At 65.2% G+C, this 26828-nt stretch carries 29 protein-coding genes; 17 read left to right on the top strand and 12 right to left on the bottom strand.

Annotated elements, in window-relative coordinates; all coding sequences use genetic code 11:
- Window positions 1–46: 46 nt before the first annotated feature.
- Window positions 47–1132, top strand: coding sequence for a phosphotransferase family protein (locus tag G6N57_RS29200; protein WP_061263258.1), 1086 nt, complete (start codon window positions 47–49; stop codon window positions 1130–1132).
- An 8-nt stretch (window positions 1133–1140) separates the two neighbouring features.
- On the opposite strand, the gene G6N57_RS29205 is transcribed toward G6N57_RS29200, so the two are convergent.
- A complete protein-coding gene (locus G6N57_RS29205) occupies window positions 1141–2373 on the bottom strand; it encodes an FAD-dependent oxidoreductase (RefSeq protein ID WP_061263257.1) in 1233 nt (410 codons plus the stop codon).
- 74 nt (window positions 2374–2447) lie between these two features.
- Here G6N57_RS29205 and G6N57_RS29210 point away from each other — a divergent pair, with 74 nt between their 5' ends.
- Both G6N57_RS29210 and G6N57_RS29215 read left to right on the top strand, forming a co-directional pair.
- Window positions 2448–3059: a TetR family transcriptional regulator gene (locus tag G6N57_RS29210; RefSeq protein ID WP_077743319.1), complete on the top strand. Its 612-nt coding sequence runs from the start codon at window positions 2448–2450 to the stop codon at window positions 3057–3059.
- Window positions 3044–3403, top strand: a complete 360-nt coding sequence (locus G6N57_RS29215) for a nuclear transport factor 2 family protein (RefSeq protein ID WP_077743318.1) — start codon at window positions 3044–3046, stop codon at window positions 3401–3403. Before G6N57_RS29210 ends, G6N57_RS29215 begins: the two co-directional genes overlap by 16 nt.
- Before the next feature lie 120 nt (window positions 3404–3523).
- On the opposite strand, the gene G6N57_RS29220 is transcribed toward G6N57_RS29215, so the two are convergent.
- The 7 genes from G6N57_RS29220 to G6N57_RS29250 form a co-directional block, all read right to left on the bottom strand.
- Window positions 3524–5002: a class I adenylate-forming enzyme family protein gene (locus G6N57_RS29220; RefSeq protein WP_077743317.1), complete on the bottom strand. Its 1479-nt coding sequence runs from the start codon at window positions 5000–5002 to the stop codon at window positions 3524–3526.
- A gap of 66 nt (window positions 5003–5068) precedes the next feature.
- On the bottom strand, window positions 5069–6220 hold the full coding sequence (locus G6N57_RS29225; protein ID WP_061263255.1) for an acetyl-CoA acetyltransferase: 1152 nt from the start codon (window positions 6218–6220) through the stop codon (window positions 5069–5071).
- Window positions 6217–7239 (bottom strand): acyl-CoA dehydrogenase family protein, encoded by a 1023-nt coding sequence (locus G6N57_RS29230; protein ID WP_061263344.1) that lies wholly within the window; start codon window positions 7237–7239, stop codon window positions 6217–6219. Before G6N57_RS29230 ends, G6N57_RS29225 begins: the two co-directional genes overlap by 4 nt.
- Window positions 7240–7260: 21 nt before the next feature.
- Window positions 7261–8433 carry an acyl-CoA dehydrogenase family protein gene (locus G6N57_RS29235; RefSeq protein ID WP_061263254.1) on the bottom strand — a complete coding sequence of 391 codons (1173 nt, stop codon included), beginning with the start codon at window positions 8431–8433 and terminating at the stop codon, window positions 7261–7263.
- Between the two features lie 131 nt (window positions 8434–8564).
- A complete protein-coding gene (locus tag G6N57_RS29240; protein ID WP_174814597.1) occupies window positions 8565–9281 on the bottom strand; it encodes an aldolase/citrate lyase family protein in 717 nt (238 codons plus the stop codon).
- A 44-nt stretch (window positions 9282–9325) separates the two neighbouring features.
- Window positions 9326–10147, bottom strand: coding sequence for a 2-oxo-hept-4-ene-1,7-dioate hydratase (gene hpaH, locus G6N57_RS29245; protein WP_077743315.1), 822 nt, complete (start codon window positions 10145–10147; stop codon window positions 9326–9328).
- The gene (locus G6N57_RS29250) at window positions 10144–11070 is read right to left on the bottom strand and encodes an alpha/beta fold hydrolase (protein WP_061263343.1); all 927 of its coding nucleotides are present in this window, start codon (window positions 11068–11070) and stop codon (window positions 10144–10146) included. Before G6N57_RS29250 ends, hpaH begins: the two co-directional genes overlap by 4 nt.
- A gap of 198 nt (window positions 11071–11268) precedes the next feature.
- Here G6N57_RS29250 and G6N57_RS29255 point away from each other — a divergent pair, with 198 nt between their 5' ends.
- From G6N57_RS29255 to G6N57_RS29315, 13 genes are read left to right on the top strand one after another with little or no spacing between them, the layout of a single operon-like run.
- The gene (locus tag G6N57_RS29255) at window positions 11269–11514 is read left to right on the top strand and encodes a hypothetical protein (protein WP_061263251.1); all 246 of its coding nucleotides are present in this window, start codon (window positions 11269–11271) and stop codon (window positions 11512–11514) included.
- Window positions 11515–11546: 32 nt separating this feature from the next.
- Entirely contained in the window at window positions 11547–12665 is a 1119-nt protein-coding gene (locus tag G6N57_RS29260; RefSeq protein WP_061263342.1) for a thiolase family protein, read from the top strand.
- Window positions 12662–13102, top strand: coding sequence for a PhlB family protein (locus G6N57_RS29265; protein WP_061263250.1), 441 nt, complete (start codon window positions 12662–12664; stop codon window positions 13100–13102). Before G6N57_RS29260 ends, G6N57_RS29265 begins: the two co-directional genes overlap by 4 nt.
- Window positions 13099–14388: an aromatic ring-hydroxylating oxygenase subunit alpha gene (locus tag G6N57_RS29270; RefSeq protein WP_174814530.1), complete on the top strand. Its 1290-nt coding sequence runs from the start codon at window positions 13099–13101 to the stop codon at window positions 14386–14388. Before G6N57_RS29265 ends, G6N57_RS29270 begins: the two co-directional genes overlap by 4 nt.
- A gap of 2 nt (window positions 14389–14390) precedes the next feature.
- On the top strand, window positions 14391–14906 hold the full coding sequence (locus G6N57_RS29275) for an aromatic-ring-hydroxylating dioxygenase subunit beta (RefSeq protein WP_061263249.1): 516 nt from the start codon (window positions 14391–14393) through the stop codon (window positions 14904–14906).
- Complete coding sequence (locus tag G6N57_RS29280; RefSeq protein WP_061263248.1) at window positions 14906–16480, top strand: class I adenylate-forming enzyme family protein; 1575 nt, start codon at window positions 14906–14908, stop codon at window positions 16478–16480. Before G6N57_RS29275 ends, G6N57_RS29280 begins: the two co-directional genes overlap by 1 nt.
- Window positions 16477–17256 (top strand): enoyl-CoA hydratase/isomerase family protein, encoded by a 780-nt coding sequence (locus G6N57_RS29285; RefSeq protein WP_061263247.1) that lies wholly within the window; start codon window positions 16477–16479, stop codon window positions 17254–17256. Before G6N57_RS29280 ends, G6N57_RS29285 begins: the two co-directional genes overlap by 4 nt.
- A gap of 9 nt (window positions 17257–17265) precedes the next feature.
- Window positions 17266–18756 carry an aldehyde dehydrogenase gene (locus G6N57_RS29290; protein ID WP_061263246.1) on the top strand — a complete coding sequence of 497 codons (1491 nt, stop codon included), beginning with the start codon at window positions 17266–17268 and terminating at the stop codon, window positions 18754–18756.
- A gap of 22 nt (window positions 18757–18778) precedes the next feature.
- Window positions 18779–19366 carry a flavin reductase family protein gene (locus tag G6N57_RS29295; RefSeq protein ID WP_061263245.1) on the top strand — a complete coding sequence of 196 codons (588 nt, stop codon included), beginning with the start codon at window positions 18779–18781 and terminating at the stop codon, window positions 19364–19366.
- A gap of 44 nt (window positions 19367–19410) precedes the next feature.
- Complete coding sequence (locus tag G6N57_RS29300) at window positions 19411–20526, top strand: acyl-CoA dehydrogenase family protein (RefSeq protein WP_061263340.1); 1116 nt, start codon at window positions 19411–19413, stop codon at window positions 20524–20526.
- 51 nt (window positions 20527–20577) lie between these two features.
- Window positions 20578–21474 (top strand): TIGR03619 family F420-dependent LLM class oxidoreductase, encoded by an 897-nt coding sequence (locus tag G6N57_RS29305; protein ID WP_174814598.1) that lies wholly within the window; start codon window positions 20578–20580, stop codon window positions 21472–21474.
- Between the two features lie 13 nt (window positions 21475–21487).
- Window positions 21488–22231, top strand: coding sequence for an alpha/beta fold hydrolase (locus G6N57_RS29310; protein WP_061263243.1), 744 nt, complete (start codon window positions 21488–21490; stop codon window positions 22229–22231).
- Window positions 22228–23067 carry a thioesterase family protein gene (locus tag G6N57_RS29315; protein WP_061263242.1) on the top strand — a complete coding sequence of 280 codons (840 nt, stop codon included), beginning with the start codon at window positions 22228–22230 and terminating at the stop codon, window positions 23065–23067. The genes G6N57_RS29310 and G6N57_RS29315 overlap by 4 nt, the downstream gene beginning before the upstream one ends.
- Before the next feature lie 16 nt (window positions 23068–23083).
- Here the strand turns inward: G6N57_RS29315 and G6N57_RS29320 are convergent, their stop codons facing one another.
- The gene (locus G6N57_RS29320) at window positions 23084–24313 is read right to left on the bottom strand and encodes a CaiB/BaiF CoA transferase family protein (RefSeq protein ID WP_077743314.1); all 1230 of its coding nucleotides are present in this window, start codon (window positions 24311–24313) and stop codon (window positions 23084–23086) included.
- A gap of 224 nt (window positions 24314–24537) precedes the next feature.
- Here G6N57_RS29320 and G6N57_RS29325 point away from each other — a divergent pair, with 224 nt between their 5' ends.
- Window positions 24538–25176 (top strand): TetR/AcrR family transcriptional regulator, encoded by a 639-nt coding sequence (locus G6N57_RS29325; RefSeq protein WP_061263240.1) that lies wholly within the window; start codon window positions 24538–24540, stop codon window positions 25174–25176.
- A 118-nt stretch (window positions 25177–25294) separates the two neighbouring features.
- Here G6N57_RS29325 and G6N57_RS29330 read toward each other — a convergent pair whose 3' ends face one another.
- The 3 genes from G6N57_RS29330 to G6N57_RS29340 all read right to left on the bottom strand — a co-directional run bounded on the left by G6N57_RS29330 (window position 25295) and on the right by G6N57_RS29340 (window position 26785).
- Window positions 25295–25684, bottom strand: a complete 390-nt coding sequence (locus G6N57_RS29330) for a PaaI family thioesterase (RefSeq protein ID WP_061263239.1) — start codon at window positions 25682–25684, stop codon at window positions 25295–25297.
- A 19-nt stretch (window positions 25685–25703) separates the two neighbouring features.
- Window positions 25704–26489: an enoyl-CoA hydratase-related protein gene (locus G6N57_RS29335; protein ID WP_061263238.1), complete on the bottom strand. Its 786-nt coding sequence runs from the start codon at window positions 26487–26489 to the stop codon at window positions 25704–25706.
- A 101-nt stretch (window positions 26490–26590) separates the two neighbouring features.
- Complete coding sequence (locus G6N57_RS29340; protein WP_072278936.1) at window positions 26591–26785, bottom strand: ferredoxin FdxE; 195 nt, start codon at window positions 26783–26785, stop codon at window positions 26591–26593.
- Window positions 26786–26828: the final 43 nt, after the last annotated feature.

Here is a 26828-nt window from a genome sequence, read left to right on the forward strand (position 1 = left end):
CCTATTCTGACACTAGTGTTCACTTTGTGGGCGAAAGGGGTATAGCGTGGCCTACACATCAACGCGTGGTGACATCGGTTCCGGGATCGACGACATCATGCGCGGTTGGCTGCCGCAATGCCTGAAGCCGGACAACGCGACGCCGATCGAGATTTCCGATTTCAGCGCGCCTGACGCCGGCTACTCCGGGAAGACAGTGTTCTTCACGGCGACCTGGACCGATCCGCAGAGCCGTCCTCGCAGCGAGGATCTGGTATTGCGGCTGCAGGCCAAGGACCATCAGCTGTTCACCACACCCAATGCGCCTCGGCAAGCCGAGGTGATGCGCAGACTCGGGCGGCACGGAATCGCAGTGCCACACATTGTGGGGGTCGAGACAGATCCATCGATACTGGGAGCACCGTTCTATGTGATGCGGCGGGTTCACGGCCGCACCCCGTCCGATGTCCCGAGCTGGCATAAGCGTGGGTGGACTGTCGAATTGTCAGCATCAGAACGGGAATTGCTGTGCAACAACGGCTTACGCGCACTGGTGGCGGTCCACCAGGTCAATGCTCCGGCCGACCTGGAGTTTCTTCGCGCCACTGACCCCGGTGGGTCCACCGCGCTACAGCGCTACCTGCACACCCTGCAGGGTTGGTATAACTGGTGCCGCGACGACCTGAAGGTCGGCGCAGACACCCTGGGCCGTGCGCTGCGGGTGATCCACGATCAGGCTCCCGAGACCAACGCCGAGACCATTGTCTGGGGAGACGCGCGCGTCGGGAACATGTCGTTCGCCGATGATCTCTCGGTGGCCGCCCTGTTCGACTGGGAGACAGCCAGCACCGGACCCGCCGACATCGATCTCGGCTGGTGGCTCATGTTCGAGACGTTTCTCTGCGAATCGCTGGGATTCGCCCGACCTCCGGGGGTGCCGACCGATGACGAATTCGTCAGCCGTTACCGGGAATTCGGCGGGAAGCTCACCGGCGACATCGTCTACTACCAGCTGGTGGCGGCCTTCGTACTGTCGCTGATCAACAATCGGCTTGCGCTGCTGTTGGTGCGCGACGGGCTGGATGTCGCCACCGCGCGCAGCTACCCGCAGTCCGCGGTCGACCTGGTCGAGCGGTACCTGCGGCGGCTGTAGCGCTTCGCTCAGGCCAGCGCCAGCGTGGTCAAGATGTCAGGCGTATACGCCTCGTCCGGCGCTTCCCACGGGCCGGCGTGCACAGCATCTAGGGCGGCACCGAGTTCGGGACGGCGATGCAGCAACTTGAACATCCGCGACCGACGGGCCAACCGATCCGGCATGCCGAAACCGGTGAGCAGGTCTGTCAGGGCACTGGCGAAGCGCAGGCGGCTCATCCGCATGCGCCGCTCGTGGACATATTCAGCCAGCCCATGCGGAGTCCAGTCGGAACTGCCCAACAGCGCCTCCGATAGCACCCGCACGTCACGCATGCTGATGCTGAGCCCCTGGGCAGTAACCGGATTGCTCCAGCCGGCCGCATCGCCGATGAGCACCGCGCCGGGCACGGCGGGCTCGTCAACCCAGGCGTCATTCATCGGGAACGTCGCGCACGGACCGATCGGCGTGGAGGCGGCGAGAGCGCTCGAATTTGGGAATATTGGCGTTCGGAACGCGTTCATGAATTCGCCGACCGCAGAGATCCCCCTGAGCGGCTCGGGGTCGTCGACCCTGCGACCGACATAGAGCCGCAGTCGGTTGTCAGCGCGCGGAAGGACGATGTACTGGTTCCGGCCGTCCACAGATATGGCCGTTTCTGCGCGATCCCATACCCCTCCATCGTCAACCAGCATGCCCGACAAGCGAACCCGGGCCTGTGTCGTGAACAGCGTCATACCTAGCGCCGATCGGGTAGCCGACATCTTGCCGTCAGCTCCGACGATCAAGCGGCACATGGCAGTTTGGGTGCCGTCGTCCGTCTCGTAGCCGACGGAGGGGGTCGCACCGGCCTTTATTGACGTCCGGCGAACGCCGCGTACAACCTCGGCGCCGGCCTTGGCCGCAGCGGTGGCCAGCGCCTCGCGCAGCTCTGGGTGGCCCACGCCGACGACTCCCGGCGCGCTCGGTACCGCGGTGGAAAGGTCCCGGGACCGCCGCTGGGCCTCCTCGACGCTGAAGCCCTCGTCGTACGGGACCATCTTTGTCATCACCGAGACACCGTCGGCCAGCAAGATCGTTTCGGCTACTCCAAGTTCGACGGCCTCCCGAAAACCCCAGGGCACCATGGCCTCTCCACGCACGATGTCGCGGTAGGCCTGCTCACGTTCGAGAACCGTCACGGCGATTCCCGCGTTGGCCAGTCGAATCGCGAGCGTACATCCAGCAATCCCACCACCAACAACCACAACATCGGCGTCCATCAGGCTCCTCTCCCACGAATCCCATTTACTATGACATAATGAGATCTGCCGACGCCACAGGAAGGGGTACAGCCATGGGACGCCGAGGCGGTACGCAGTCGTCCCCTATCTCGAAAGTCGATGTGGTGGAAGCCGCCATGCGCGTGGTCTCGCAATCCTCTTTGGAGAAGTTGACGGTTCGCGAAGTAGCCGCCGAATGCGGAGTGACCCCTCCGGCGATCCACTACCACCTCCGCGGTGGTGACGACCTTGCCGATCGCGTTGTCGAGGCCGTCGCGGCGCGAATCGAGGTGCACCTGGATCCGGACGCTTCCTGGATCGACCAATACGTCGAACTGGTCCTCGCCATGGATCGAGCATTCCTCGCCTATCCGGGTACCGGCTTGCACGCGCTGACATCGACCGGCCCGTCAGCGGCGGCCACCCGGCTCACCGATACCGCGCTGGACATCCTGCGCAATGCAGGATTCACCGAAGAGGTTGCCGTACAGACATTCACCGCCACATACCTGATGTTCGTCGGCTGGCTGGCCACCCGAAGCCGAGCTGAAGGCAACACCATCCATCCCGCGTTGGCCGCTGCCGGCGCCGAAGACCTGGGCCGCGATGGCGGTCAACCAATCGAAGGTGCGATACGCCGCATCTTGACAACCGCCAAAGGAGATCCGCAGTGTCCGACAAACTGACGGCGAACGACGACGCATCCTGGGTGAAGCGCTACTACGCAGACTGGGATTCCGGCGACGCCAGGGCGATCAGCGCCTGGTTCGACGACGAAGTCGTTCTGGAAGACGTCCCGACCGGCCATACCGCCAGGGGCGCAGGCGAAGCCCGGAGCTTCGTCGAAGGTGCCCTGAAGCTTGTGCCGGGCGCCCGCTACGAGGTTCTTACGGCATTGGTCAGCGGCGATCAGTTCGCCGTTGAGTGGGTCATGCAACCGGCAGGCCTGCACGGCGCATCGGTGGGAACCGTGCGCAACGGCAAAGTACTGACCAACCGCGACTTCTGGGATGCCTCACCCAAGAAGTGATCGCGGCGGATTTCGGTGGGCGCCGATCTCCCAGATTGTCGCCGAATTGTGTTGCCGCAGCGATGAGCTGGGCATTGGCAGCGAACAGCAGATTGCCTATCAGTTTGACAGCCAGTGCGCTCAGTTCGGCACCCGCCGCTGAAACTCATTGTCGTGCACAGTGATCAGCTCTCGCAGCGCGGCCCGATCGGGCTTCAGCATCACCGTCAGCGGTAATTCGTCGACGATCAGCAGTTCGTCGGGTGCCTTGTAGTCGGCCAGTTCGGCTGCCACATGAGTGCGCAGCTCGGCCAGCGTCGGTGGATCGGTAGGGTCACGCGCCACCACGAAGGCGACGCCGATCTCCCCGATCACCGGTGCGGGACGGCCGATGACTGCGGCCTGTTTGACCCCGGGGTGGTCACCTAGGGTCCGTTCCACTTCACCAGGGTGCACGTTGTAGCCGCCCCGGATGTACATGTCGCCCCGGCGTCCCACCAGGATGAGGTTGCCGTCGTCGCCGAGAACCCCGATGTCGCCGGTACGTAGCCAGCCGTCCCGCAGTACCTCTGCGGTGAGTTCCGGGTTTCGCCAGTAGCCGCGCATCACGCACGGACCACTGACCTCGACGACACCGTCGGGTCCGATACGTACCTCGGTCCCCGCCGCGGGCCGTCCGACGCTGCGGAACTGTACCTCGGGCATGTCATCGGGTGCGGTGCCGCTGATGGTCGGGCATTCCGTCATCGCGTACCGCACCACCAGCGGCACACCGATCCGCTCGGTGACCCGGCGCACCAGCTCGGGCGGTGCCGGCGCGGTCGCCACCACACCGATCCGTAAGTGCGGCAACGTCCGTGGGCTCACGCCCTCAACGTCGAGCAGCTTGGTCCACTGGGTCGGTACGGCACCGGCCACGGTGATCCGCTCGTCGCGCAGCACGTCGAACATGCCCCGAGCCGACCACGGCGTCGGCGGGATCACTAGCGTGGTGCCCCAGATCAACTGATCCCACAGCTTGAACATGTAGCCGGCGTGCGCGAACGGCGTCGAGGTGAGCCGCCGATCGTAGGGAGCACTCATCACTCCGGCCGCCGCGGCACCGGCCGCCAACCGGTCAGCATCGAACACCGCTCCTTTGGGTGTTCCGGTGGTTCCGCTGGTGAAGATCAGCGCCACAGGGTCGCGCCGGGTCAGTTCGGCAGGTGGCGCCACCCCGCCGGGATCGGTCGACAGAGCATCACGCCGCAGCAGACGGCGCCCGGCAGCCGGCAGCTCGCCCAGTTGTTCATCGGCCACGATCAATGCGGGATCAGCCTGTTGGACGATGGATTCGAGTTCGCGCCGGCCCAGCCGCGGGTTGAGTCCGGTGGTGATGGCTCCGATCAACGCTGCTGCGGCGTAGCACGTCGCATAGTCAATGCCCGACGGCAGCCAAAGCGTGACCACGTCGCCCTTGCCGACCCCTAGTTCGGCGAATTGCGCAGCAACGCTGCGGGCTCGGCCTATCCACTCGGCGAACGTGACCCGCCCGCCCGGCTCGACGTAGGCCTCCCGGTCGCCGTGGGCCAGAGCCGCCGCCTCCAACAGCTCCCGCGTACTCGCGAAACTACGGTTCATGACGGAACTCGATGAGTACTTGTCACAAACCGTAGTGTCGGCGGGCTGATTGGGCTGGTCGGGCATCTACGGCTGTTCAGCGCCGAGGATCACGGTGCCGCTGGAACAGAACCATCCGCCGGTACCACTGACACAGGCGATCTTGGCGTCAGGAACCTGCCGCGGCCCGCATTCCCCGCGTAATTGGCGTGCCGCCTCGACTAACAGGAACAGACCGCGCTGCCCGGGGTGGCACGCCGACAGCCCGCCGCCGTCGGTGTTGGTGGGCAGTGCGCCGCCCAGCCGCAAGGCCCCCGACTCGACGAACGCCCCGCCCTCGCCCTTCGGGCAGAACCCGAGGTCTTCCAGCGTGAGCAGCAGCATGTAGGTGAATGCGTCGTAGAGTTCGGCCACGTCGACATCTGCCGGGGATACCCCGGCGCGCGCGAAGGCCAGCGGGCCGCTGACGGCAGCCGGGCCAACGGTGAGGTCGTCCCACTGAGAGGTGAGCATGTGGGAGGTGGTCTCGCCCGTTCCGAGCATCCAGACCGGTTTGCTCTTGAGATCTTTCGCACGTTCGGCACTGACCAGAACGACAGCCGCCCCGCCGTCACTGCGGATGCAGCAGTGCAGCTTGGTGAACGGGTCGGCGATCATCTGCCCGGCCAGTACGTCGTCGACGGTGATCGGATCTCGGTAGTAGGCCTCGGGATTGTCGGCGGCGTTGAATCGTGCAGATACCGCAACCTCAGCCAGCTGCTCGATGGTGGTGCCGTAGGTGTGCATGTGCCGACGCGCCGCCATTGCGTACTTGGAGATCAGAGTGTGCCCGTAGGGTGCCTCCCACTGCAGCGGCCCGCGGGCACCCCAGTTGATGCTGGCTCCCCGCAGGCCTTTTCGAAGATCAGCCCGCGCGGTCGACCCGTAGGTGAGCAGCACCACGTCGGCGTGCCCGGCGGCGATGGCATCGGCGGCATGTGCTGCCATCACCTCCCATGACGCGCCCCCGACGGCGGTCGAGTCAATCCATCTGGGCCGCAGACCGAGGTACTCACCGACGTCGACCGGAGGTAGGGTGCCCTGCCCGGTGGAGGCCAGTCCGTCGACATCGGCGGGTGTCAGCCCGGCATCCGCCAGTGCCCGCCGACTAGCCTGCGCGATCAGCTCATAGGGACTCTTGTCGTCGACTCGGCCGACGTCGGACAGCGCAACCCCGGCAATCGCAACACCGCGATTCACTGCGCGCGGTCCTGCGCCAGCAATTCGGCCAGCACCTCGGTGGGCTCAGCGAAGAGATGTCGGAACACATGCGCGCGTTTGAGATATAGGTGCATATCGTTTTCGAAGGTGTAGCCCATGCCGCCGAATACCTGGATCCCGGCGGCGGCGTTGTCCACCGCAGCCGAGCCTGCGACAGTCACCGCCGAGAGTACCTGCCACAGCGCGTCGGCACGCCCGTCAGCTAGTGCGATCGCGGCGAAGAACGCCTGTGCCTGTGCGGCTTCGGCAGCAATCTCCATATCGACGCAGGCGTGTTTGATGGCCTGATGCACACCGATCGGCTTACCGAACTGCTCTCGTGTCTTGGCATGTTCGGTCGCTGAGGCGCCTGCCGCGGCCGCCAGACCGGACAGGAACGCCGCCGACAGCACCATGGCCCGACCCCAGATCCATTCGTCGTCGGTGGGCAGCCAGTGCCGAGGTTCGGCGGATTCGACGGTGGCGGTGGCGATTCGGGTACCGGGGTCAGCGGCATCCACCGGCGTCAGTTCGCCGAGCGACTCGATGTCGATGACCGCAGCCCCGCTGCGGGCCACCACGAGTGCATAAGAGGCCCCAGTGGGTTCGAAGACGTCGAAGGTGCCTTTGATGGGCCGGACTTCACCGTCGCCTCGCAGCACCGCGAGCGCCACCAATGCACGTCCGGAACCGATGTGCTCGGCAAGCGCAGTGTCCCCGCTGCGCGCGGCCACCCGGGCGGCCAGGGTGCAGGCCAGGAACGGGCCGGGTGCGAGTCGCTTACCGAGTTCGATGAACAGCAACACCTCGTCGTCGAACGGCCGACCGGACCCACCGAACTCCTCGTCGAGCCCGAGTGTGAGCAAGCCCATCTCCGCACCCTCGCGCCAGAGCTGTTCGGGCACTGACATTTCCGCATTCCGGTCGGCGCGGATGCGTTCGACCGGCATCCGTTCGGCGAGGAACTCCCCTGCCGCCGAAACGATTTCGAGCTGTTCAGCTCCTGGTAACAGGTTCACGGCCGTCTCCTGACTGATCACTCATCGGGGCAGCCCCAACACCCGCTCGCCGACGATATTGCGCTGAATCTCCGAGGTGCCGCCGCCGATCGCCTGGGAGAAGCTGTAGTAGTAGTAGCCCACCCACCCGTCGATGTCCCATCGTGACGAATGACGATTCGACGCGGGACCAACAATGTCCATCGCCAATTTGCCTATTTCCTTGGCCAACTCTGCATACATCAACTTGACGATCGACCCACGCGGGCCTGGGGTTTCGGTCTTCATCGCCTCACAGATATTGGTGTACGTAAGCGCGCGCAGCGCTGCGACCGATGCCCGTGCGTGAGCCAGTCGGCGGGCGATCTCGTCGTCGGCAATTGCCGGCCGGCGACCATCGGGGCCGACATGGTCGCGCGCATAGTCGATGAGGTCTTCGATGATCTTGGCCAGTCGAACCTGGTTCGCGGTGAAGGCGGTCCCCCGCTCGAACGACAGCGTGGCCATCGCAACCGACCACCCCGCACCGACATCGCCCACCACATTGGACAGCGGGATACGGACATCGTCGTAGAACACCTCGCAGAATTCGGCGCCGCCCTCGATGGTCTCGATCGGGCGGACATCGATACCCGGTGTGCTCATATCGCAGATCACCCAGGTGATGCCGCTGTGCTTGCCGCCGGTGTTGTCGGTGCGGACCAAGAGTTCCTGGTAGTCGGCGACAGTGGCGAAGCTGGTCCACAACTTCTGTCCGGAGACGACCAAGTGATCGCCGTCGACTACCGCTTTGGTGCGCAGCGCCGCCAGGTCCGATCCGGCGTCCGGCTCGGAGAATCCTTGACACCAGATCACCTCGCCACGAAGGATTTTCGGCAGATGAAGGGACTTCTGCGCATCAGTGGCCCTGGTGATCAGTGTCGGCCCGGCGTGCGACAGGCCGACGAAGCACGCGTCGATACCGGGGAATCCCCGTGCGGCGTACTCCTCGTACCAGATCAGCTGTTGCAGCAGGGTCAGGCCCTTGCCGCCATACTCCTGCGGCCACGCGATGCCGGCCCAGCCGCCCGCCCATTGGGTGCGCTGCCAGGCCAGGTCGTACTCACGGATGCCCGCATCGTCACGGGGGCGGGGTTCGCTCGGCTTGTTCTCGTCGAGCCAGGTGCGGACCTGATCGCGGAACTCGATCTGGTCAGGAGTGAAGTCCAGGTCCATACTAACGAGTGTAGGTGACAGGATCGTCAGAAACAATGGCGCCACAGCGACGGTGGAGCGCGTAATAGTCGCGTAAGTACACGCTACTCACCCGGTCCGTTTTAGTGACGAACAAGTCAGATACTCGTATCTCACGACGATTCCCGATACCTGTCGACCAGCTGCTCGGCCCCCCGCGCCAGCAGTGCTACATCCGCACCGACCAGCACGAAACTCGCGCCGGCTGCGACGTACCGCCGCGCAATCGCCTCGTTGAACGCATTCACCCCGGCACTCTTGCCGTGTGCCACGATCGTCGCCAGCGCAGTCTCGATGGTGTGCACCACCTCCGGGTGTTCGGGCTGGCCGAGCTTGCCCATCGACGCGGCCAAGTCGGCGGGTCCGATGAATACCGCGTCCACGCCGTCGACATCGGCGATGTCACCTAGCTGCTCCAGCGCCGCCACCGTCTCAACCTGCACGGTCAGCGACACCGATGCGTCCGCGGTCGCCAGGTAGTCCGAGATCCGATTCCACCGGGACGCGCGCGCTAGGGCGCTGCCCACGCCGCGGATGCCGGTGGGTGGGTAGCGCGTGGCCGCCACCGCCGCACAGGCTTCCGCGGGGTCGTCGATCATCGGGACGATGAGGTTCTGCACTCCGATGTCGAGTAGCCGCTTGATCGTGACCGGGTCTGCGGACGGCGGGCGCACCAGGACGTCGACGTCGGGGTAGCCGGCCAGCACCTGCAACTGTTCCAGCGTGGTGTGCAGATCGTTGGGAGCATGTTCCTGGTCCAGCAGCACCCAGTCGATACCGGACCCCGCACAGATCTCGGTGACGTACCCGCTTCCAGAAGCCAGCCACATGCCGAATCTCGGGCGTCCGGCCCAGATCCGTTGCACCCACCGGTTCACGACGACTCCCGATCAAACAACACCGAGACGGTGCCCAGCGGTCCGTAGTCGGCGACGAAGGTGTCCCCCAGCTCGGCGAATACCGGCTTGGTGAATGACCCGGACAAGATCACCTCACCGCGCTGCAGCGAAACACCGTGCGGAGCCAGCCTGTTCGCTAACCAGGCGACACCGTTACCGGGGTGGTTGAGCACCGCGGCGGCGACCCCGGACTCCTCGATGGTTCCGTTACGCAGCAGCAGTGCCGATACCCAGCGCAGATCGACGTCCAACGGCCGGAAGACCCGTCCCCCCAGCACCAGACCCGCGTTGGCGGCGTTGTCGGCGATGGTATCGACGATGGTGCGCAAGTGGCCGGTCTCGGGATCGGACATCTGCACCCTGGCATCGAGTATTTCCATTGCGGGCGTGACGAATTCGGTGGCGCGCAATACGTCGAACAGGGTGACGTCAGGCCCCTGTAGTGTTTCGCCGAGCACGAAGGCCAATTCGACTTCGACGCGGGGACGGATGAACCGGTCGGGCGGTACGCGTCCGCCGTCTTCGAAGAACATGTCATCGAACAGCGCACCGTAGTCGGGTTCGTCGATCGAGACCGCGCGCTGCATCACGTTGGAGGTCAGACCGATCTTGCGGCCCTTGACCTTTCGGCCATCCGCGACCTTGTGCTCCACCAATGCCCGTTGGACGGCGTACGCATCCTCGATGGTCATGTCGGGGTAGTCCAGCGACAGTTGTCGGATCGGCGTGCGAGTCCGCTCGGCGCCGTACAGCCGACGAGCGATGTCTTCGAGGGCAGCGGGATCGGGGCGGGTCATCTCGTCAGAAACTCCACCGCTGCCGCATTGAACGCCTCTGGGTCTTCGAAATGCGGCCAGTGCCGCACCGACGGCATCTCGAACACCTCGGAGTTCGGGATCAGATCCGCAATGGTGCGTGCGGTGTCCTGGTAGACGCCGTGGTCCTTGCCGGAGGCGACGATCATCACCGGCGCGCTGATACCCCGCCACTTGTCGTCCGGAATCAGATTGCGGTGGCGCACCTTTTCGTCCTGCAGGATCAGCAGCCGGTCGATGGTGTTGCGAGTGTCCGCACGCCGATAGATCGACTGACGCAAACCGATGAGGTCAGGCAGGCGGTTGGCCTCGTCAGCGATCAGATGCGCGAACACGGCGTGCAGCGACTCCCAGGTCGGTTCATTGACCGCCTTGGTCCGTTCCGCGCGAATCCGCGCCATATTCGACGCCGACGCCTCCCGTCCGGCCGGCGACATCAGGATCAGCCTGTCCACCCGGTCGGGGTGGCCCACCGATACGGCGGAGGCGACGAACGCGCCCAGCGACATTGCCACAAGACTGGCCGAGGACATGCCGAAGTGGTCCATCACCCCGAGCACGTGCTCGACGTAGACCGCGATCTCGTAGTCATAGTCGGGCTTGTCGGTGAAGCCATTGCCCACCATATCGATGGCCACGCAATGGAAGTGCTCGCTCAACGCGGCCAAGTTGGGCGCGAATGTCTCCCAGTGCCCGCCGGTGCCGTGCAGCAGGATGGCGTGCGGCTTGGCTGGATCGCCGGCCTCGACGTAGCGCGTCCGCACCGTCGTTCCGTTGACCTCGATATCGATGAACCCCTGACGGAACTCGAGCTCCTTCAGATACATCCAGATGCTGCGGTAATCGCCGGTATCGGGCCCGGAGCCCCACTCCGCCTCGGTATGCGGTGCCTGCGCTTGGGTCATCTCACCCTTCCTGATCATCTTTCTGACATCCTTGTCAACTTATTCTCGTGACGCCAGACGAGTACGTCAATGGTGCCATAACCACTATGTTCCCATGTAAATAACAGATGAGATGGACCGATGCCCCCCTTGTAACACCCCGATCCGATCACGTCCCGCGCATTGATTCTGACAGTTGTATGCGGTAATACTTGGCAGGTGACTTCTTCCGCCGGACGCCGCGAACTCGCCGAGTTGGTGAACGAGTTCGCCGCTGTGCGGGTGTCGTTGGACGTCAACGGCAACGGGCCTCGCCTGCTCGTCGAAGACTTGGAGAGCGGCCAGCACGTTTTTCTGTGCCCCCTTGAGCTGGCCAGCTTCACCCAGGCCACACCACAGGACCGTGAAGACTGGCTGTGGGTTGGCAACTTCCGCGGCGAACGTCGACCACGGGAGCAGCGGTGAATACACCCGATGTCGACCTGGTCGGCCTGGGTATGACAGCGATGTCGCTGCAGCCCGGGGCGACGCCGCTGCACCTGGCCGCCGAGGCGAGTGCCGCCGCGCTGGCCGATTCTCAGATCGGCCGCGCCGAGATCGACGGGCTGCTGGTCGGCTCCTCGCAAGGCGTGCGACCGGACCGCCTCGGTGTCGGATTCGCCGCGGCCGGCGGGTTCGGGGATCTGCGGCTGCTCGAACACGTTGAGATCAAGGGCGCCACCACCATTGCGATGATTCAGCGCGCCCGCCACGCGATCTTGACCGGCGAGGCGTCGACCGTGCTCTGCGTTTTCGCGGACACACCGTTGGTCGCAGGCAAGGGAGCGGGTTCGACGTATGCGCACAGTGGCGGCAATGCCGGGATCCGCGGCTTGGAGCGCGCCTCCGGGCTGCTCGGCTCGGTACCGACGTACGCCCTACTGGCCCAGCGTTGGCTGCACATCACAGGCACGGACCCGACCGCCCTGCGTTCGGTTGCCGTCACCGCCCGGGGCTGGGCGCTGGGTAACCCGGATGCCGTGAATCGAGAACCGCTCGACGACGCTGGCTACGACGCCAGCCCGATGATCGCCGAACCATTGCGCCGGCTCGACTGTGCCCGCCCGGTGAACGGCGCGGTCGCAGTGGTACTGACGGGCCGGCCCTCGATCGGGACCAACCGGCTGCGGGTGCGCGGCGCCGGCCGCGACCATCCGGTGCGACGCCGCCGCGCGAGCGCGGAGTCATGGTTCGGCGGGGGCCGCCGAGCAGTGGACGACGCACTGCAGCAGGCCGGCATGACCCGGTCGGACCTCGATATCGCCGAGCTGTATGACCCGTTCTCGATCGTCACGCTGCTGCTGCTCGACGAATACCAGCTGACCGGCGACGTTCCCGCGGGCTCCTTTGTGCGCGACGGCCAGACCGGCCCCGGCGGGGCGCTGCCGACCAACACCGGCGGGGGGCAGCTGTCCGGTTTCTATCTGCAGGGCATGACGCCGCTGGCCGAGGCAGTCGTCCAGCTGCGTGGCGCCGGCGGGCAACGCCAGGTCCCGGACGCGACGGTGGCACTGGTCGGCGGGATCGGCGGCCGACTGGACCACCACGCCGCGCTGGTGCTGGAGCGTACGGCATGACCACCGTGACGCTGCAGGATTGGTTGCTGGACAACACCCTTGCGCCTACCGTCGTCGGCGATTCGTTGGCGCCGCTGTATGACGCGGCCACCCGGGGTGAGCTCGCGCTGCCGTTCTGCGCCGGGTGCGCGCAGCCCGTCGAACTCGACCAGGAAATCTGCGATATCTGCGGGTCCCCCGAACACAATTGGCGCACAGTCGAACTGCAGGGCATCGTGCACTCCGCGACGCTCATGCACCGGCGCGAACCTGGCCTGGTCCGCGCACAAAACCCGTATCCCATCATCGACATCGAGCTGAACAGCGGGCACCGTCTGGTACTCACCACGCTGCGTCCTGCGGACGCCGCACCCGCTATCGGCACCGCGGCGACTATCGGTTTCCGCCACCTCGGCAATGTCGCGATACCAGCCATCGACACCCTGGAGGACCAGTGACGACTCTCGAACCTGCGACCGACGTTGACGATTTCGACGTCCGCAGCATCGTCCAGACCGACCGCGTGCACGGGTCGGTCTACACTTCCGCCGATATCTTCCGACGTGAGATGGACACCATCTTCAAGACCGGCTGGGTCTACGTCGCGCACGACAGCGAGGTCAGCGAGCCCGGCGATTACCTCACCCGGTTCATCGGTCACGACCCCGTCGTGGTGGTCCGCGGTAAGGACGGAGAGGTCAGGGTCCTGCTCAACCGCTGCACCCATCGCGCCAACAAGCTGTGCAACGCCGAGATGGGCAACGCAAACTCGTTCCGCTGCCCCTATCACGGCTGGACCTTCAGCAACACCGGTGCACTACAAGGTGTTCCGATGCGCGAGGGTTACGGCGACGCCTATCCAGAGGTGCGCGCCGAACTCGGTCTGGCACAGGCCGCGCGGGTGGACAGCTATGGCGGGTTCGTCTTCGCCTCACTGTCCCCCGACGGCGTCTCCCTACGCGAGCATCTCGGCAACGCCGCACGGGCCATCGACCGTCTGCTCAACCTGTCCCCCACCGGCAAGATCGACCTGCGGGCCAACTGGATGAAGCATCTTCACCACGCAAACTGGAAGATGGTGGTGGAGAACAATGTTGACGGCTACCACGCACTGTTCACCCACGCCTCGGTGTACGACGCGATCAAGCCGGCCAAGGTGTCGCACGTCCCGACAAAGGTGGACGTGCTCGTGCGCGATCTCGGCAATGGGCACTCGGAGATCGACTACACCGACGAATACCGGAAGCTTGACGAGGAATTCGTCTGGTACGGACGAATTCCCCGGGCCAAGCTCCCCGACTACGTCGAGGCGCTGGAAGGCGCCTACGGCCCCGAGCAGGCACACGACGCGCTGGTGGTCGGGCCGCCGCACACCTTGATCTGGCCGAACCTGTTCCTCGCCGAGATGAACGTGATGTTCGTCGAGCCGCAGGCTCCGGATCGCACCGTCGCGTATACCACCGCGGTGCTGATTCCCGGCCAGGATGCACTCAACGAACGCACCCTGCGGCGATCCGAGGGTGCGATGGGCCCGGCAGGCTTCCTCATCGCCGATGATGGCGAGATCGGGATGCGCAACCAAGCCGGACTCGCCGCAGAACTGCCGGAATGGCTGGTCCTGGCCCGCGGAGTGTCCGACGACATCACCGACGAGACCGGAATCATCAACCGGGACAAGAGCGCCGAGACACCGCAGCGTGGGTTCTACTCGCAATGGGCGGCCGTCGTCGGCGGGGAGGCATGACCATGACCGCTGACACCACACCCCGGATCCGTCCCGTCCTGCACCCGGTTCCCGACGCCGAGATCGTGGCTTTCCTGAACCTGGAGGCCCGGCTGGCCGACGAGGGCCGCTACTCGGAGTGGGAAGCGCTATGGGCCGATGATGACGACCAGGTCGAGTACCGCGTCCCCATTCACCCCGAGGACAATCCACGGACCACGCTCGCTTATATCAACGACAACCGGCGCCGAATCAAGAGCCGGGTGGCTCAACTCAACACTGGCAATCGACACTCGCAGACACCGCCCTCGGTGATGCGAAGGATGCTGTCCAACTCTGAGGTCGTCGCGGAAGAGGGCGATACCGTCACCGTCGAATCCAACTTCGCGTTGTTCGAATACCGGATACGGCAAAGGTTCTGGGCTGGAAGGGTGATCCACACCGTGCGCCGCTCCCCCGACGGCCCTTGGCTGATCCGCAAGATCGTGCACCTGATCGACGCGGGTGGACCGGTCGAAACCCTGGCATTCCTGATCTGATGTTCATCGGAGACATCGCGGCCAACAATGCCCGCCGCTACCCAGACAAGACCGCGCTCGTCGACGCCGACCGGGCACACACCTGGTCCCAGGTCGACGAACGGGCCCGCCGGCTCGCCAACCACCTGACCACCCGGGGGCTGACACCCGGGGACCGGGTGATGGTGATCGCCCGCAACTGTATTGAATGGCCCGAGATCTCGTTCGGTCTGGCCAAAGCAGGGTTGATCGCCGTTCCGGTCAACATCCGGCTCGCACCCGACGAGGTCGCCCACGTCCGCGAGGATTCCGGTGCCCGGGCGGTGCTCGTTCACGCCGACCACGCGGGCAAGTTCGGCGACGAGCTGACCGGTCTCAGTGTGGTCCTGACGATCGGCCCCGAGTACGAATCGGCCTTGGCCGGCGCGGATCCGATTGCCCCTCAGATCGATATCTCGCCCGACGACATCGCCGTCATCCTGTACACCAGCGGCACCACCGGTCGCGCGAAGGGCGTCATGCATTCCCATCGCGCACTGCTCTATCAGGCTGCTGACACCAACCTGGTCACCGAGGCCAATCGCTCGGACGTCATGCTGGCGACGACGCCGTTCTTCACCGCGGGCGGCATGGTGCGCACGGTGTCCTGGCTGTATCTGGGCCAGACCATGGTGATCCACCAGCGATTCGACCCGCAGGCCGTCATCGATGAGATCGAACGCAGCAGGATCACCTTCACCACATTCATCCCGACCATGCTGCATCGCACCCTGGCCATCCTGGAGGAGGGTCCACCGCGGGACATGTCCAGCCTGCGTCGGATCTCCTACGGTTCGGCCCCCGTGCCGCCGGGCCTGGCCCGCAAGGCGATGGACCTGCTCGGCTGCGATCTCCAGCAGCGGTACGGGCTGACCGAATGCGGTGGGCAGGCAACGATCCTCACCCCACAGGATCATCGCGATATCGTTGCAGGCCGGACATCGATCGCCACTTCGTGCGGCCAGGAAACACCGATGTGCGTCATCCGGGTCATCGGCCCGGACGGCACCGACGCCACCACGGGCGAGGTCGGCGAGATCGTGATCGCCAGCCCCGCCAACGCCATCGGGTACTGGAACCGTCCCGAACAGACTGCGGAGACGTTCCGGCCCGACGGCCTGCGCAGCGGCGACCTCGGCTATCTCGACGGGGACGGCTATCTGCACATCACCGGCCGCAAGACCGACATGATCATCTCCGGTGGGTTCAACGTGTATCCCGCGGAGATCGAGCGCGTCATCGCGCACCACAGCGGGGTCGACCTGGTTGCCGTGGTCGGCGCACCGGACCCGGAATGGGGCGAAACCCCGGTCGCGGTGATCATTCCAAAGTCGCACATCACCGATCGCGATGCGCTGAGTACAGAACTCACGGCGCTGTGTCGTGCCGAGTTGGCCGGCTACAAGCAACCCCGCCGCTTCATGTTCTGGACCGAGTTCCCGCTGGGGCCCGCGGGGAAGATCCTCAAACGCGAGATAGCCAACCAGATAAACAACGTCGTCGATGAGGGTGCGATGGTGCCGGTACCCACCGGATCGACAGAGGAGCACGCGTGACGACCGCCGGCCTGGAGACCATCGAGTTCGAGGTGAGCGACCACGTCGCCACTGTGACACTCAATCGGCCCGAGAAGTTGAATAGTTTCACCGAGCAGATGGCCGCCGACCTCGGCAGTGCGTGGGCGCGAGTACGCGACGACGACGACATTCACGTCGCGGTGCTCCAGGCCAACGGCGACCGAGCCTTCTGCACCGGCATCGACATCGCCGCCGGCACCTGGTGGAAGCACAAAACCATCTTCAACCAGGAAGACCCCGGCGAGCTCCTGGGCCCCAAGGCGCACAAGGTGTGGAAGCCGGTGATCGCCGCACTACACGGCATCGTCGCCGGCGGTGCGATGTACTTCGTCAACGAATGTGATTTCGCTATCTGCAGCGAGACCGCCACCTTCTTCGACCCCCATCCCAATGCGGGCATCGTGTCGGCACTGGAACCCATGGGCATGCTCGCGATGGGCCTTCCCTACGGCGAGGTGATGCGCTGGGCGCTGCTGGGCAGCGAGGAACGGATGACTGCCCAGACCGCACTGCGCATCGGCATTGTCACCGAGATCGTCCCCGACGCTCGATTGCGCTCCCGCGCCGCCGAGTTGGCGGCCGAGGTCGCCGCCCGCCGCCCCGCGGGCATTCAGGGAACAGTCCGCGCCATGTGGGAGGCCCGTGATCTGCCGCCGACGATCGCCGCGCGGCACGGGAAGTTCTACACCGATCTGGGCAATGCCGGCGCCAAGCCGGACTCACTCAACAACAAGAAGAAGCCGCGAACTCGATGAGGAGCGCGCATGACTGACATCAGCAGCCAGCATTTGGTCAAGTTTGACCTTGTTATCGGTGGCGAGTCCACGGTCGCCGCATCCGGCGCCACTTACGACAGCGTGGACCCGTTCACCGGTCGGCCCTGGGCCCGGGTCCCCGACGGCGATGCCACCGATATCGACCGCGCGGTGGCCGCGGCCCGTGCCGCGCTGGACGGGCCGTGGGGTGCACTCACCGCGACCGCCCGCGGCAAGCTGCTGTGGCGCCTGGGCGAGCTCATCGCGCGTGACGCCGAGCAGTTGGCCGAGTTAGAGGTGCGCGACGGCGGCAAGCTGACCCGCGAGATGGTCGGGCAGATGCGCGCGCTGCCGGAGTATTACTTCTACTACGCCGGGCTGGCCGACAAGCTACAGGGCGACGTCGTACCGACCGACAAACCCAACTATCTCGTGTACACCCGGTACGAGCCGGTCGGCGTGGTCGGGGCGATCACCCCGTGGAATTCTCCACTGCTGCTGCTGACCTGGAAGCTGGCGGCCGGTCTGGCCGCAGGCTGCACATTCGTGGTGAAGCCGAGCGACCACACCCCCGCCTCGACGCTCGCGTTCGCAAAGTTGTTCGCCGAGGCCGGTTTTCCGCCGGGCGTGATCAATGTGGTCACCGGCTGGGGCCCACAGACCGGTGCCGCGTTGGCTTCGCATCCCGGCGTGGACAAGATCGCGTTCACCGGGTCGACCGACACCGGGATCCGGGTCGGCAAAGCCGCGATCGAGAACATGACCCGGTTCACCCTGGAGCTCGGCGGCAAGTCCGCACAGGTGGTGTTCGGAGATGCCGACCTCGACGCGGCAGCCAACGGCATCATCGCCGGCGTGTTCGCCGCCACCGGCCAGACCTGCCTGGCCGGGTCGCGATTGCTGGTCCACGAAAGCGTCGCCGACGCACTGGTGCAGCGCATCGTCGCCCGCGCAGCCACCATCAAACTCGGCGACCCGAAAGATCCCGCGACTGAGATGGGTCCGGTGTCGAATCAGCCGCAGTACGAGAAAGTGTTGTCGCACTTCGCCTCTGCCCGTGAGCAGGGAGCCACGATCGCCTACGGCGGCGAGCCGGCCGCCGATCTGGGTGGCTTCTTCGTCAAGCCGACGGTCCTGACTGATGTCGACCCGTCGATGCGGGCCGTCGCCGAGGAGATCTTCGGGCCCGTGCTGGCGGTGATGACGTTCTCCGACGAGGACGAGGCCATCGCCGCCGCCAACTCCACCGAGTTCGGGCTGGCCGCGTCAGTGTGGACCAAGGATGTCCACCTGGCCCACCGCGTCGCCGCGAAGCTTCGGGCCGGCACAGTCTGGGTGAACGCCTATCGCGTTGTCGCCCCCCATGTTCCGTTCGGCGGCATCGGCCACAGCGGTATCGGCCGGGAGAACGGTATCGACGCCGTCAAGGACTTTACCGAGACCAAAGCGGTGTGGGTGGAACTGTCCGGGGAAACCCGCGACCCGTTCACTCTCGGGTAGCGACTCAACAAAGGAGATACACATGACACTCGACCTCACGGCCGCCGACAAGGTACTGGCCGGCTTACGCCCCTTCCCGGTGGCCATCACCACCATCGACAACGGCTTCGCGAACGGCCTGATGTCGCTGTCGGCAGGCTCGGCCAGCATCGTGCCGGAGTTGCCGCGCGCCACCGTCAGCCTCACCAAGTACAACCGGACCCACGACATGCTGGTCAACTCGGGCATTTTCGTGATGCACATGCTGTCCGCCGGGCCCGACGAGATCGAAGCGTCGATGGATATCCTGATGACACTGGGCGGCAGCTCGGGCCGCGACGGCGACAAGATCGCCAAACTGCGCACCAAAACCGGTGTCACCGGGGCACCGATCCTCCTGGACTCACACAGCTACGTCGAGTGCCGGATCACCGGCTCACTGGACAACGACGAGAACACCATCTTCGTCGGTGACGTGGTGGCCGCCGAGGTGTTCAGCTCCGCACAGCGGCTGCGTATCGGCGAGGCGTGGGGCAAGCTGCCACACGAGTGGATCGAGCAGTACGAGGCCAATCACGAGCCACAACTGCAGAGCGCGCGTGACCTGCGGGCCGCCGCACAATCGGCGTGACCGACCAGCAGACCGGCGCTTGGGAGCTGCCGGAAGAACTTGTGATGCTGCGCGATACCGTGCGGCGTTTCATGGATGCGCACGTACATCCGCTCGAGGAGAAACTCGACCACGACAGCGTCGGGCTGCCTCGTGAGCAGCTGGTCGATTTGCAGGCTAAAGCCCGGGATCTCGGACTGTGGGCATTGCAGACACCCGAGGAGTACGGCGGCGCCGGGCTGAGTGTGCTGGGTCAGGTGGTGGTCGCCGAGGAGGCCGCGAAATGCCGGATGGGAGCGTTCTTCCCTGCGCTCGGCGCCTTTGGCGGTAACCCACCGAACATTATGTTCAAGGCCACGGCCGAGCAGTTCGAGAAGTACGCCCGGCCGATTATCGACGGCACCATGTCCAAGGCATACACCGCGATCACCGAGGCGTCAGGCGGATCCGATCCGGCGCGGGCAATCAAGCTCAAGGCTGTCAGAAGCGCTGACGGGTATGTGCTCAACGGCTCCAAGATGTGGATCTCGCACGCTCCCGGCGCCGACTGGGGAGTCGTATACGCACGTACGGGGGAAGGCCGCCAGGGCATCTCGGCGTTCATCCTGGAGAAGGACACCCCCGGCGTCACGTTCAGCCGCATCCCGGTGATGGCCTCCTTCGCCCCTTATGAAGTGCACTTCGACAACGTGCGATTACCGGCGGCGCAGCTGATCGGCGCAGAGGGACAAGGTTTCTCGCTGGCCAGCGACTTCCTCATCCACGGCCGGATCATCTATGCGGCGGGGCCGATCGGTATCGCGCAGAGTGCGCTGGACCTGGCCTGCCAATGGGCCAAGGACCGTGACGTGTTCGGCGGAAGGCTGGCCGACAAACAGGGTGTGCAGTGGATGCTCGTGGACAGCGAAGTGGAACTGCGGGCTGCTCGACTGTTGATGTACCAAGCCGCGTGGAATGCCGATCTGGGCCGCAATGTCCGGGTGGACGCATCGGTGGCCAAGATGTACGGCACCGAAGTGGCTTACAAGGTCCTGGATCGGTGCATCCAACTTCATGGCGCGCTGGGCATTTCCGCGGAGCTGCCACTGGAACGGTGGTTCCGTGACCTGCGGGTCAAGCGACTCGGTGAGGGTGCTACCGAGGTACAGCGCGAGGTTATTGCCAGATCACTGTTGAAATAGTTATATAGTTCGCTCATTGTCGGCGAGAGGGGTCACGTGCGCTACAACCTGATGTTCCCAATGCGGGCGGTCAAGCACTGGAATCAGTGGTCCGAGGGCGCCGCCATCGGCGATATCGCGCGACTGGTCGAAGAGGCCGGCTTCGACGGGTTCGCGATGTCGGAGCACCCCTACCCTGACAAGAAATGGTTGGCCAGTGGTGGCCACCACGCGTTCGACCCGTTCGTATCGTTGAGTTTTGCCGCTGCCGCGACCACCCGCATCCGGGTGATGACCTACATCCTGGTGTCGGGTTACCGCAGCCCGTTTTTGACGGCCAAGGGAGCCGCAAGCTTGGACCTGCTGTCCGGCGGCCGTTTCACTCTGGGCACCGGAGCCGGTTACCTGAGGGCCGAATTCGAGGCACTGGGAGCCGATTTCGGCCATCGTGGTGCACTGCTCGACGAGGCGATCTCCGCGTGGCGCGCGGCATGGGCGGGCATCGACCATGACGGACCCGCGTTCGGCGCGAGCGGTCACGTCGCGCTGCCGCCCCCTCTGACCCCTGGCGGTCCGCCGGTATGGATCGGCGGCAACAGCGACGCCGCACAGCGCCGCGTCATCGAGGTGGCCGACGGTTGGATGCCGATGGCCGCATCGGGTGAACTGGCCACCATCACCCGGTCGCGCCCGCTGGAAGACATTGGGACGCTCGGCGAATGGGTTGCTGCAGTTAACAAGCGCCGCGGCGAACTCGACCGCGGCCCCGCCGACGTGTCGTTCGTCCCGTTCGAGTCGGATCTGCTCGCCAGCGGCGACTGTACGGCTTACACCACTGCAGTGCAGCCCAGGCTGGACGACTACGCAGCGGCGGGCGTCACGTGGATCACCATCGAGCCCGCCAGTAGGAGCTTCAGCGACTTCCGCACCGATATCGACGTACTGGCATCCCGACTGATCAACCGCTGAGGGGCTGCTACGCATGGCGCTTCCCGATCTCGTCCTAGTCCATGGCGGCGAGCATGCCGCCGACTGCTGGGATCTCACTATTGCCGAATTACACCGTCAGGCACCGGATTTGCGCACCCTGGCGGTCGATCTCCCCGGCCGCGGCGCCAAGCCGGGTGATCTCGCCACCGCGACCATCGACGAATGGGTGGATTCGGTGGTCGCCGATATCGACGACGCAGACCTGGGCGCCATCGTGATCGTCGGCCACTCGATGGCCGGCGTCACGGTACCCGGTGTGGTGGCCAAGCTTGGCACGCCGCGGGTACGGGAGATGATCCTGGCGACCGCGTTTGTGCCCGGGCAAGGCCAGGCGATCGTGGACACTCTTGGCGGCCCGTTGGCGTTCTTTGCGCGCCGCGCCGCGAAAGGAGGCAACCCGGTGAAGATTCCACAGCTCGCGGCGCAATATGCCTTCTGCAACGGCATGACACGCGCACAACGCCAGTTCACGCTGACGCGCCTCTACGCCGAGTCCGCCCGCATTCCTGCCGAACCGGTCGACCGCAGCGGACTCCCCGACGATGTCCCGCGAACCTGGATTCTGACCACCCGGGACCGGGCGCTGTCACAGAAGTCCCAGCAGGCCAGCATCACGGCACTCGGCGGGGTACAGCACGTGATCCCCATCGATGCCTGTCACGAGGTCATGATCAGTCATCCAGAAGTGTTGGCAGGCATTCTGATCGAGCGGTGCCGGCTGCGAGGAGAAGCGTGACAAACTCATCGGCGAAGCCGTCCTGTTTCTTCGTCACCGATGGCAATGGTTATGTGCCAACCCCTTTGGCGAGAGGGCCGTGGGGTCCGTCGCTCAGCGGTCACTATGTGGGTGGATTGCTCGGGCGGGCTGTCGAGCAGGAAGTCAACGATGCCGATAGTGATCTGCAGCCCGCCCGGCTGACGGTCGACCTGCTCAGACCGGTGGCTCTGTCACCGCTGCAGGTGCATTCGTCGGTGGTGCGCGAAGGCCGCCGGCTTCGGCTGGTGGACGCGACGATGACGCAGAACGACATCATGGTGGCGCGGGCCAGCGCGTTGTTCCTCCGCCGCAGCGAGCACACCACAGACAAGGTGTGGACAATGCCGATGACGATGCCGGCGATCCCCGCTGGACTCGACGCGGTGAACGACGACCACCTCATGCTGTTCCATTCATACGGCCGCGATCCAGTCGCGGGCAGTCCGGGTGTCGGGGTCGACGAATGGCGACACGGTGGGCAGAAGTTCGCGTGGGTGCGGGAGACGAAGTCGCTCGTCGACGACGAGCCGCTCTCCCCTTTCACGCGCGCCGCGATGGCCGGGGACGTGACCAGCTCGATAACCCATTGGGGCACAGACGGACTGCAATTCATCAACGCCGACTACACCGTCACGCTCAGCCGGTTGCCAGAAGGTCCCTACATCGGTTTGGCGTCAGTCACGCACTACGGCCATGCCGGGGTCGGCACCGGCGTCGCCACCCTCTTCGACGCGTTGGGGCCTATCGGCAGCGGTATGGCAACCGCGTTGGTGAACCCCGGATTCACGCCACCGCGGTCGTTGGTACCGAGCTGAGCGAGCCCGACGGGGCTCAGGTGATGGCCCCTTCCATCTTCAGCTCAACCAACTCGTGATCGCAGATGCCGAGTTCCCGCAATACCTCGTCGGTGTGTTCGGCAAACATCGGCGCCCGGGTGAGATGCACCGTCGCCTCGTCGAACTTCACCGGATTGGCCACCAGCCGTTGCTTATTACCTTGTGCATCAATGACATCGGCGATACGCCCGTTGGCGATCAGCGATTCGTCATTGGCAGTCTCCCAGGCGTCCTGCACGGGCGCCCACTGCCCACCGGACTGGTTGAGCAGGTGCCTGCACTGCTCAAGGGTCCGCGAACCGATCGCATACGCGATCAGCTCGGTGGCCTCCTCGGCGTGTGCCGCCAGGGATTCAAGCGAGGCGAACCTCTCGTCATCGGCGGCTTCCTCCAGACCGAACACTCGGCAGACGGGAGACCAATAGCGAGTCGGCTGCAGCATCGACAATTGGATGAACCGGCCATCAGAACACCGGTACGCCCCTGTGAGTGGGTTACCCGGGGCTTGGCCGCGGTGATCGATTTTCGGTAACGGGCAGTCGTACAGCATCGCCAGGTTCAGATTGAATTGGTTGGCCCATGCACCCACCGCCAGCAGGGAAACGTCGATGACCGAGGTCTGGCCGGTGGTCTGCCTGCCGTACAACGCCGCAGCGACCGCGCCCGCGATGGTGATGCCGCCCATGTTGTCGCCGTACCCAGCGGCAGGCATACCAGCCGACCTCTCGGAGTCGGTGTGCGTCACCTCGTCGGCGCTGCCCGAGCGCGCCCAGAATGCCGTTACATCGTGTGCGCCGGAGTCCCGGTCCGGCCCTTCGCTGCCGAATCCACTGCCCGCCACATAGATGATCGACGGATTGATCCGCCGGATCGCATCAAGGTCGATCCGGAGCTTGGCCCGCGCCTGCGGTAGGTAGTTGGTCAGGAAGACATCACTGCGCCGAACGAGTTCCTCGAACACCGGGCGCGAGTGGTTGAGCGCCAGGGACAGCCCGACGCTACGCTTGCCGCGGTTCGGCGCCTCCATCATCGGCGCGAACGCAACCCCCGGTGCGGTGGCCGAGCGGCCGCCGACGGTCACCAATCCCCTTTGGCCGTCACCGGTTACCGGATTCTCGATCTTGATGACATCGGCGCCCCAATCGGCGAGCACCGCGCCCGCCGAGGGCACGAAGGTGAACTGTGCGACTTCCAGGACACGCACCCCTGTCATCGGTTTCTGCATCTACCCACATCCATCCTCGGGCCAGGGCTGAGCATGTCACGGCGCTTCGAATAGCCAATCCATCTTCTGCGCCTAGTTACCAACGTTGCGAGACATGGAACGCGTCGATCAACTCGCACGCCCTGCCTCTTGAACCACATTTTCCCATTTTTGTGGTTCGCACCACACGCTAAGGTCGACTGTGGCGTGAAGTCAAGACGTTCTGTGGGATCGGGGTGGCAAGAATGACGAGCGTGTCGGGGCGAGCGAGTTCGGGGCGAGCCGCCCCGTGGGGAGCGGATGCGCCTGTCGGCGAAGAGCAGGCCCGGGAGCGATTGTTGGCCGCAGCCGAAGCGTGCTACCTAGAGCGCGGTCCGGCCCGTACCCGGATGAGCGACATAGCCAACAAGGCCGGCGTGCATCGACGCACCCTGTACGACTACTTCCCCACCAAGGACGCGCTGCTGGCCGCGTCATTCGTGCGCGCGACCAGTGCCGTAATCGACGCCACCGGACCGCTGTGGAATACCGACGAACCGTTCCTCGACCGCCTCGTCAATGCGACAGCGGTCGGGTTGAAGGCAGCGCGCAGCTCACCGACCATGGCGCTGCTGATTGGCACCGACGACCTGGGCCGGACCTTCCACGCAGCAGAGGCTTCCGAAGCCTGGAGTCAGCACCTCGCGCAGGTGCTGGGACAACGCCTGGAAGTGGCCCAGGCCGCCGGCGAAGTCCGCGACGATCTCGCCGCTGACACCATGGCGCACTGGGTGACCCGTATCGCGTTCAGCCTCGTTGCCGAACCCGGTCGGCCCGAGGACGGCGGCGACGCAGGGCTCCTCCGCGCGTTCCTGCCCGCTTGCTTGGCTCCTCGAACGCGTTAGGACCCACGCTGCATGTTGCGTGCAAGCAGCGCGGGCGACCACGTCGGCGTACCCCTTGGCGGTCTGCTCCGGCGCGAATCGGCCGTCGATGCGGGCCGCACAAACTCGCCGAGGCAATTCACTGCGTTCGATAGGTGATGGTGTACCCGATGTTGCCGACCGCGATCAGCCGCCCGGTGTCATCGGACACCCTTACCGAGAGGGCAATCGTCGTCGCACCGACGCGGTCGACCGTGGTGGTCGCGCGCAGCGTCGAACCCTCGCGGGCCGGCGCAAGGTAGCGGACGAATACGTCTGTAGTCGATCCCGCACATCCGGTGAGATGTAATGCGCCCCAGCCCGCCACCCAATCGATCATCGTCGCGGTCGCGCCACCATGAACCGAATCGGCAAGGTTGAGAGTCTGGGGCCCGGCGTACATCTCACCCACCCAAGCGCCGTCGGGATGCTCGTCTGCAGCACGCAGCCCGAGAAAGTCGGCAATGGGGATCGCACCCTCGAGATTCACCGTGTCTATCCGCGTCCGATTAGCGCGCCTTCCATATGGGTTGACGCTTCTGCGCGAAGGCCAACGGGCCTTCCTGTGCGTCTTCGGATTTCAGGAGCAACGCGAACTCACGCGAAGTGCGGTCCCACTTGGGTTCCTCAGAGGCGATGACACCGTCGTCGGCGCCGTACGCGAGCCGCTTGCTGGCCTGTACCGACAACGGCGCGTTCACCGTGATCCGCTCGGCGAGCGCCAGTGCCGCTTCCACCACGGTGCCGTCTGGCACTACCTGGTTGATCAGCCCCCATCGCAACGCCTCATCAGCGGTGATCGGTTCGCCGGTGAACACGAGTTCGAGCGCCACCTTGCGCGGCAGTTGTTCGACGATCCGGAATACGCCACCCGCGCCGGCGATCAGGCCGCGTTTGACCTCGGGCAGCCCGAAACTGGCCGTCTCACCGGCGACCACCAGATCGCTGGCCAGCGCCAACTCCGATCCGCCGCCCAGGGCGGTGCCGTTGACCGCGGCGATGGTGGGCTTGTCGATGAAGTGGTGAACATAACCGGCGAAACCCCACTCCGGGTGCGTGTCGTGGAACAGGTTCTCGCCACGCGAGATCGCCTTGAGGTCCGCACCGGCGCAGAACGATTTGTCTCCGGCGCCGGTGAGCACCACCGCCCACACATCGGGATCCTGTTGCGCCGCCTCCAGCGCGTCGCCGACCGCCGTGCTCACCGCACCGTTGACCGCGTTGCGGGCGTCCGGCCGGTTGATCGTGATGAGTGCGACGTTGCCCTTGCGCTCCACGATGGCGGCGTCAGTCATGATTTCTCCTTGTCGATTTGTTGAGAACCGTTCGTCTGTCCGGCGCCGAAGTCCGCCAGAATGGCGAGCAGTCGGCGCCTGTCAACCCTGAGCAGGTCGCGTCACTCCTCTTCGAGCACCAGAGCCAATTCAGGGCATGCGGCAACTCCATCGCGGACGCGCTGCTGATCCCCAGGCCCGACTTCGGTCGGCTCAAGTGCCGAGTAGCCCGAGTCATCGATCGGGAAGAGATCCGGATCGACGGCGTAACACTGCGCGTGGCCTACACATTTCGACCGGTCGAGATGAACCTGCACGCGACCTCCTCCACTCGACCGCCAACGATTGCGGCGGTGCCGA

It is taken from the genome of Mycolicibacterium boenickei (assembly GCF_010731295.1).
Taxonomy (GTDB): Bacteria; Actinomycetota; Actinomycetes; order Mycobacteriales; family Mycobacteriaceae; genus Mycobacterium; species Mycobacterium boenickei.

Coding starts and splice junctions, on each gene's coding strand:
- G6N57_RS29205 (WP_061263257.1), bottom strand. CDS start 2,373: ATGGACGCCGATGTTGTGGTTGTTGGTGGTGGGATTGCTGGATGTACG.
- G6N57_RS29210 (WP_077743319.1), top strand. CDS start 2,448: ATGGGACGCCGAGGCGGTACGCAGTCGTCCCCTATCTCGAAAGTCGAT.
- G6N57_RS29220 (WP_077743317.1), bottom strand. CDS start 5,002: ATGAACCGTAGTTTCGCGAGTACGCGGGAGCTGTTGGAGGCGGCGGCT.
- G6N57_RS29235 (WP_061263254.1), bottom strand. CDS start 8,433: ATGGACCTGGACTTCACTCCTGACCAGATCGAGTTCCGCGATCAGGTC.
- G6N57_RS29240 (WP_174814597.1), bottom strand. CDS start 9,281: ATGTGGCTGGCTTCTGGAAGCGGGTACGTCACCGAGATCTGTGCGGGG.
- hpaH (WP_077743315.1), bottom strand. CDS start 10,147: ATGACCCGCCCCGATCCCGCTGCCCTCGAAGACATCGCTCGTCGGCTG.
- G6N57_RS29250 (WP_061263343.1), bottom strand. CDS start 11,070: ATGACCCAAGCGCAGGCACCGCATACCGAGGCGGAGTGGGGCTCCGGG.
- G6N57_RS29260 (WP_061263342.1), top strand. CDS start 11,547: ATGACAGCGATGTCGCTGCAGCCCGGGGCGACGCCGCTGCACCTGGCC.
- G6N57_RS29265 (WP_061263250.1), top strand. CDS start 12,662: ATGACCACCGTGACGCTGCAGGATTGGTTGCTGGACAACACCCTTGCG.
- G6N57_RS29275 (WP_061263249.1), top strand. CDS start 14,391: ATGACCGCTGACACCACACCCCGGATCCGTCCCGTCCTGCACCCGGTT.
- G6N57_RS29280 (WP_061263248.1), top strand. CDS start 14,906: ATGTTCATCGGAGACATCGCGGCCAACAATGCCCGCCGCTACCCAGAC.
- G6N57_RS29290 (WP_061263246.1), top strand. CDS start 17,266: ATGACTGACATCAGCAGCCAGCATTTGGTCAAGTTTGACCTTGTTATC.
- G6N57_RS29295 (WP_061263245.1), top strand. CDS start 18,779: ATGACACTCGACCTCACGGCCGCCGACAAGGTACTGGCCGGCTTACGC.
- G6N57_RS29300 (WP_061263340.1), top strand. CDS start 19,411: ATGCTGCGCGATACCGTGCGGCGTTTCATGGATGCGCACGTACATCCG.
- G6N57_RS29305 (WP_174814598.1), top strand. CDS start 20,578: ATGTTCCCAATGCGGGCGGTCAAGCACTGGAATCAGTGGTCCGAGGGC.
- G6N57_RS29310 (WP_061263243.1), top strand. CDS start 21,488: ATGGCGCTTCCCGATCTCGTCCTAGTCCATGGCGGCGAGCATGCCGCC.
- G6N57_RS29320 (WP_077743314.1), bottom strand. CDS start 24,313: ATGCAGAAACCGATGACAGGGGTGCGTGTCCTGGAAGTCGCACAGTTC.
- G6N57_RS29325 (WP_061263240.1), top strand. CDS start 24,538: ATGACGAGCGTGTCGGGGCGAGCGAGTTCGGGGCGAGCCGCCCCGTGG.
- G6N57_RS29335 (WP_061263238.1), bottom strand. CDS start 26,489: ATGACTGACGCCGCCATCGTGGAGCGCAAGGGCAACGTCGCACTCATC.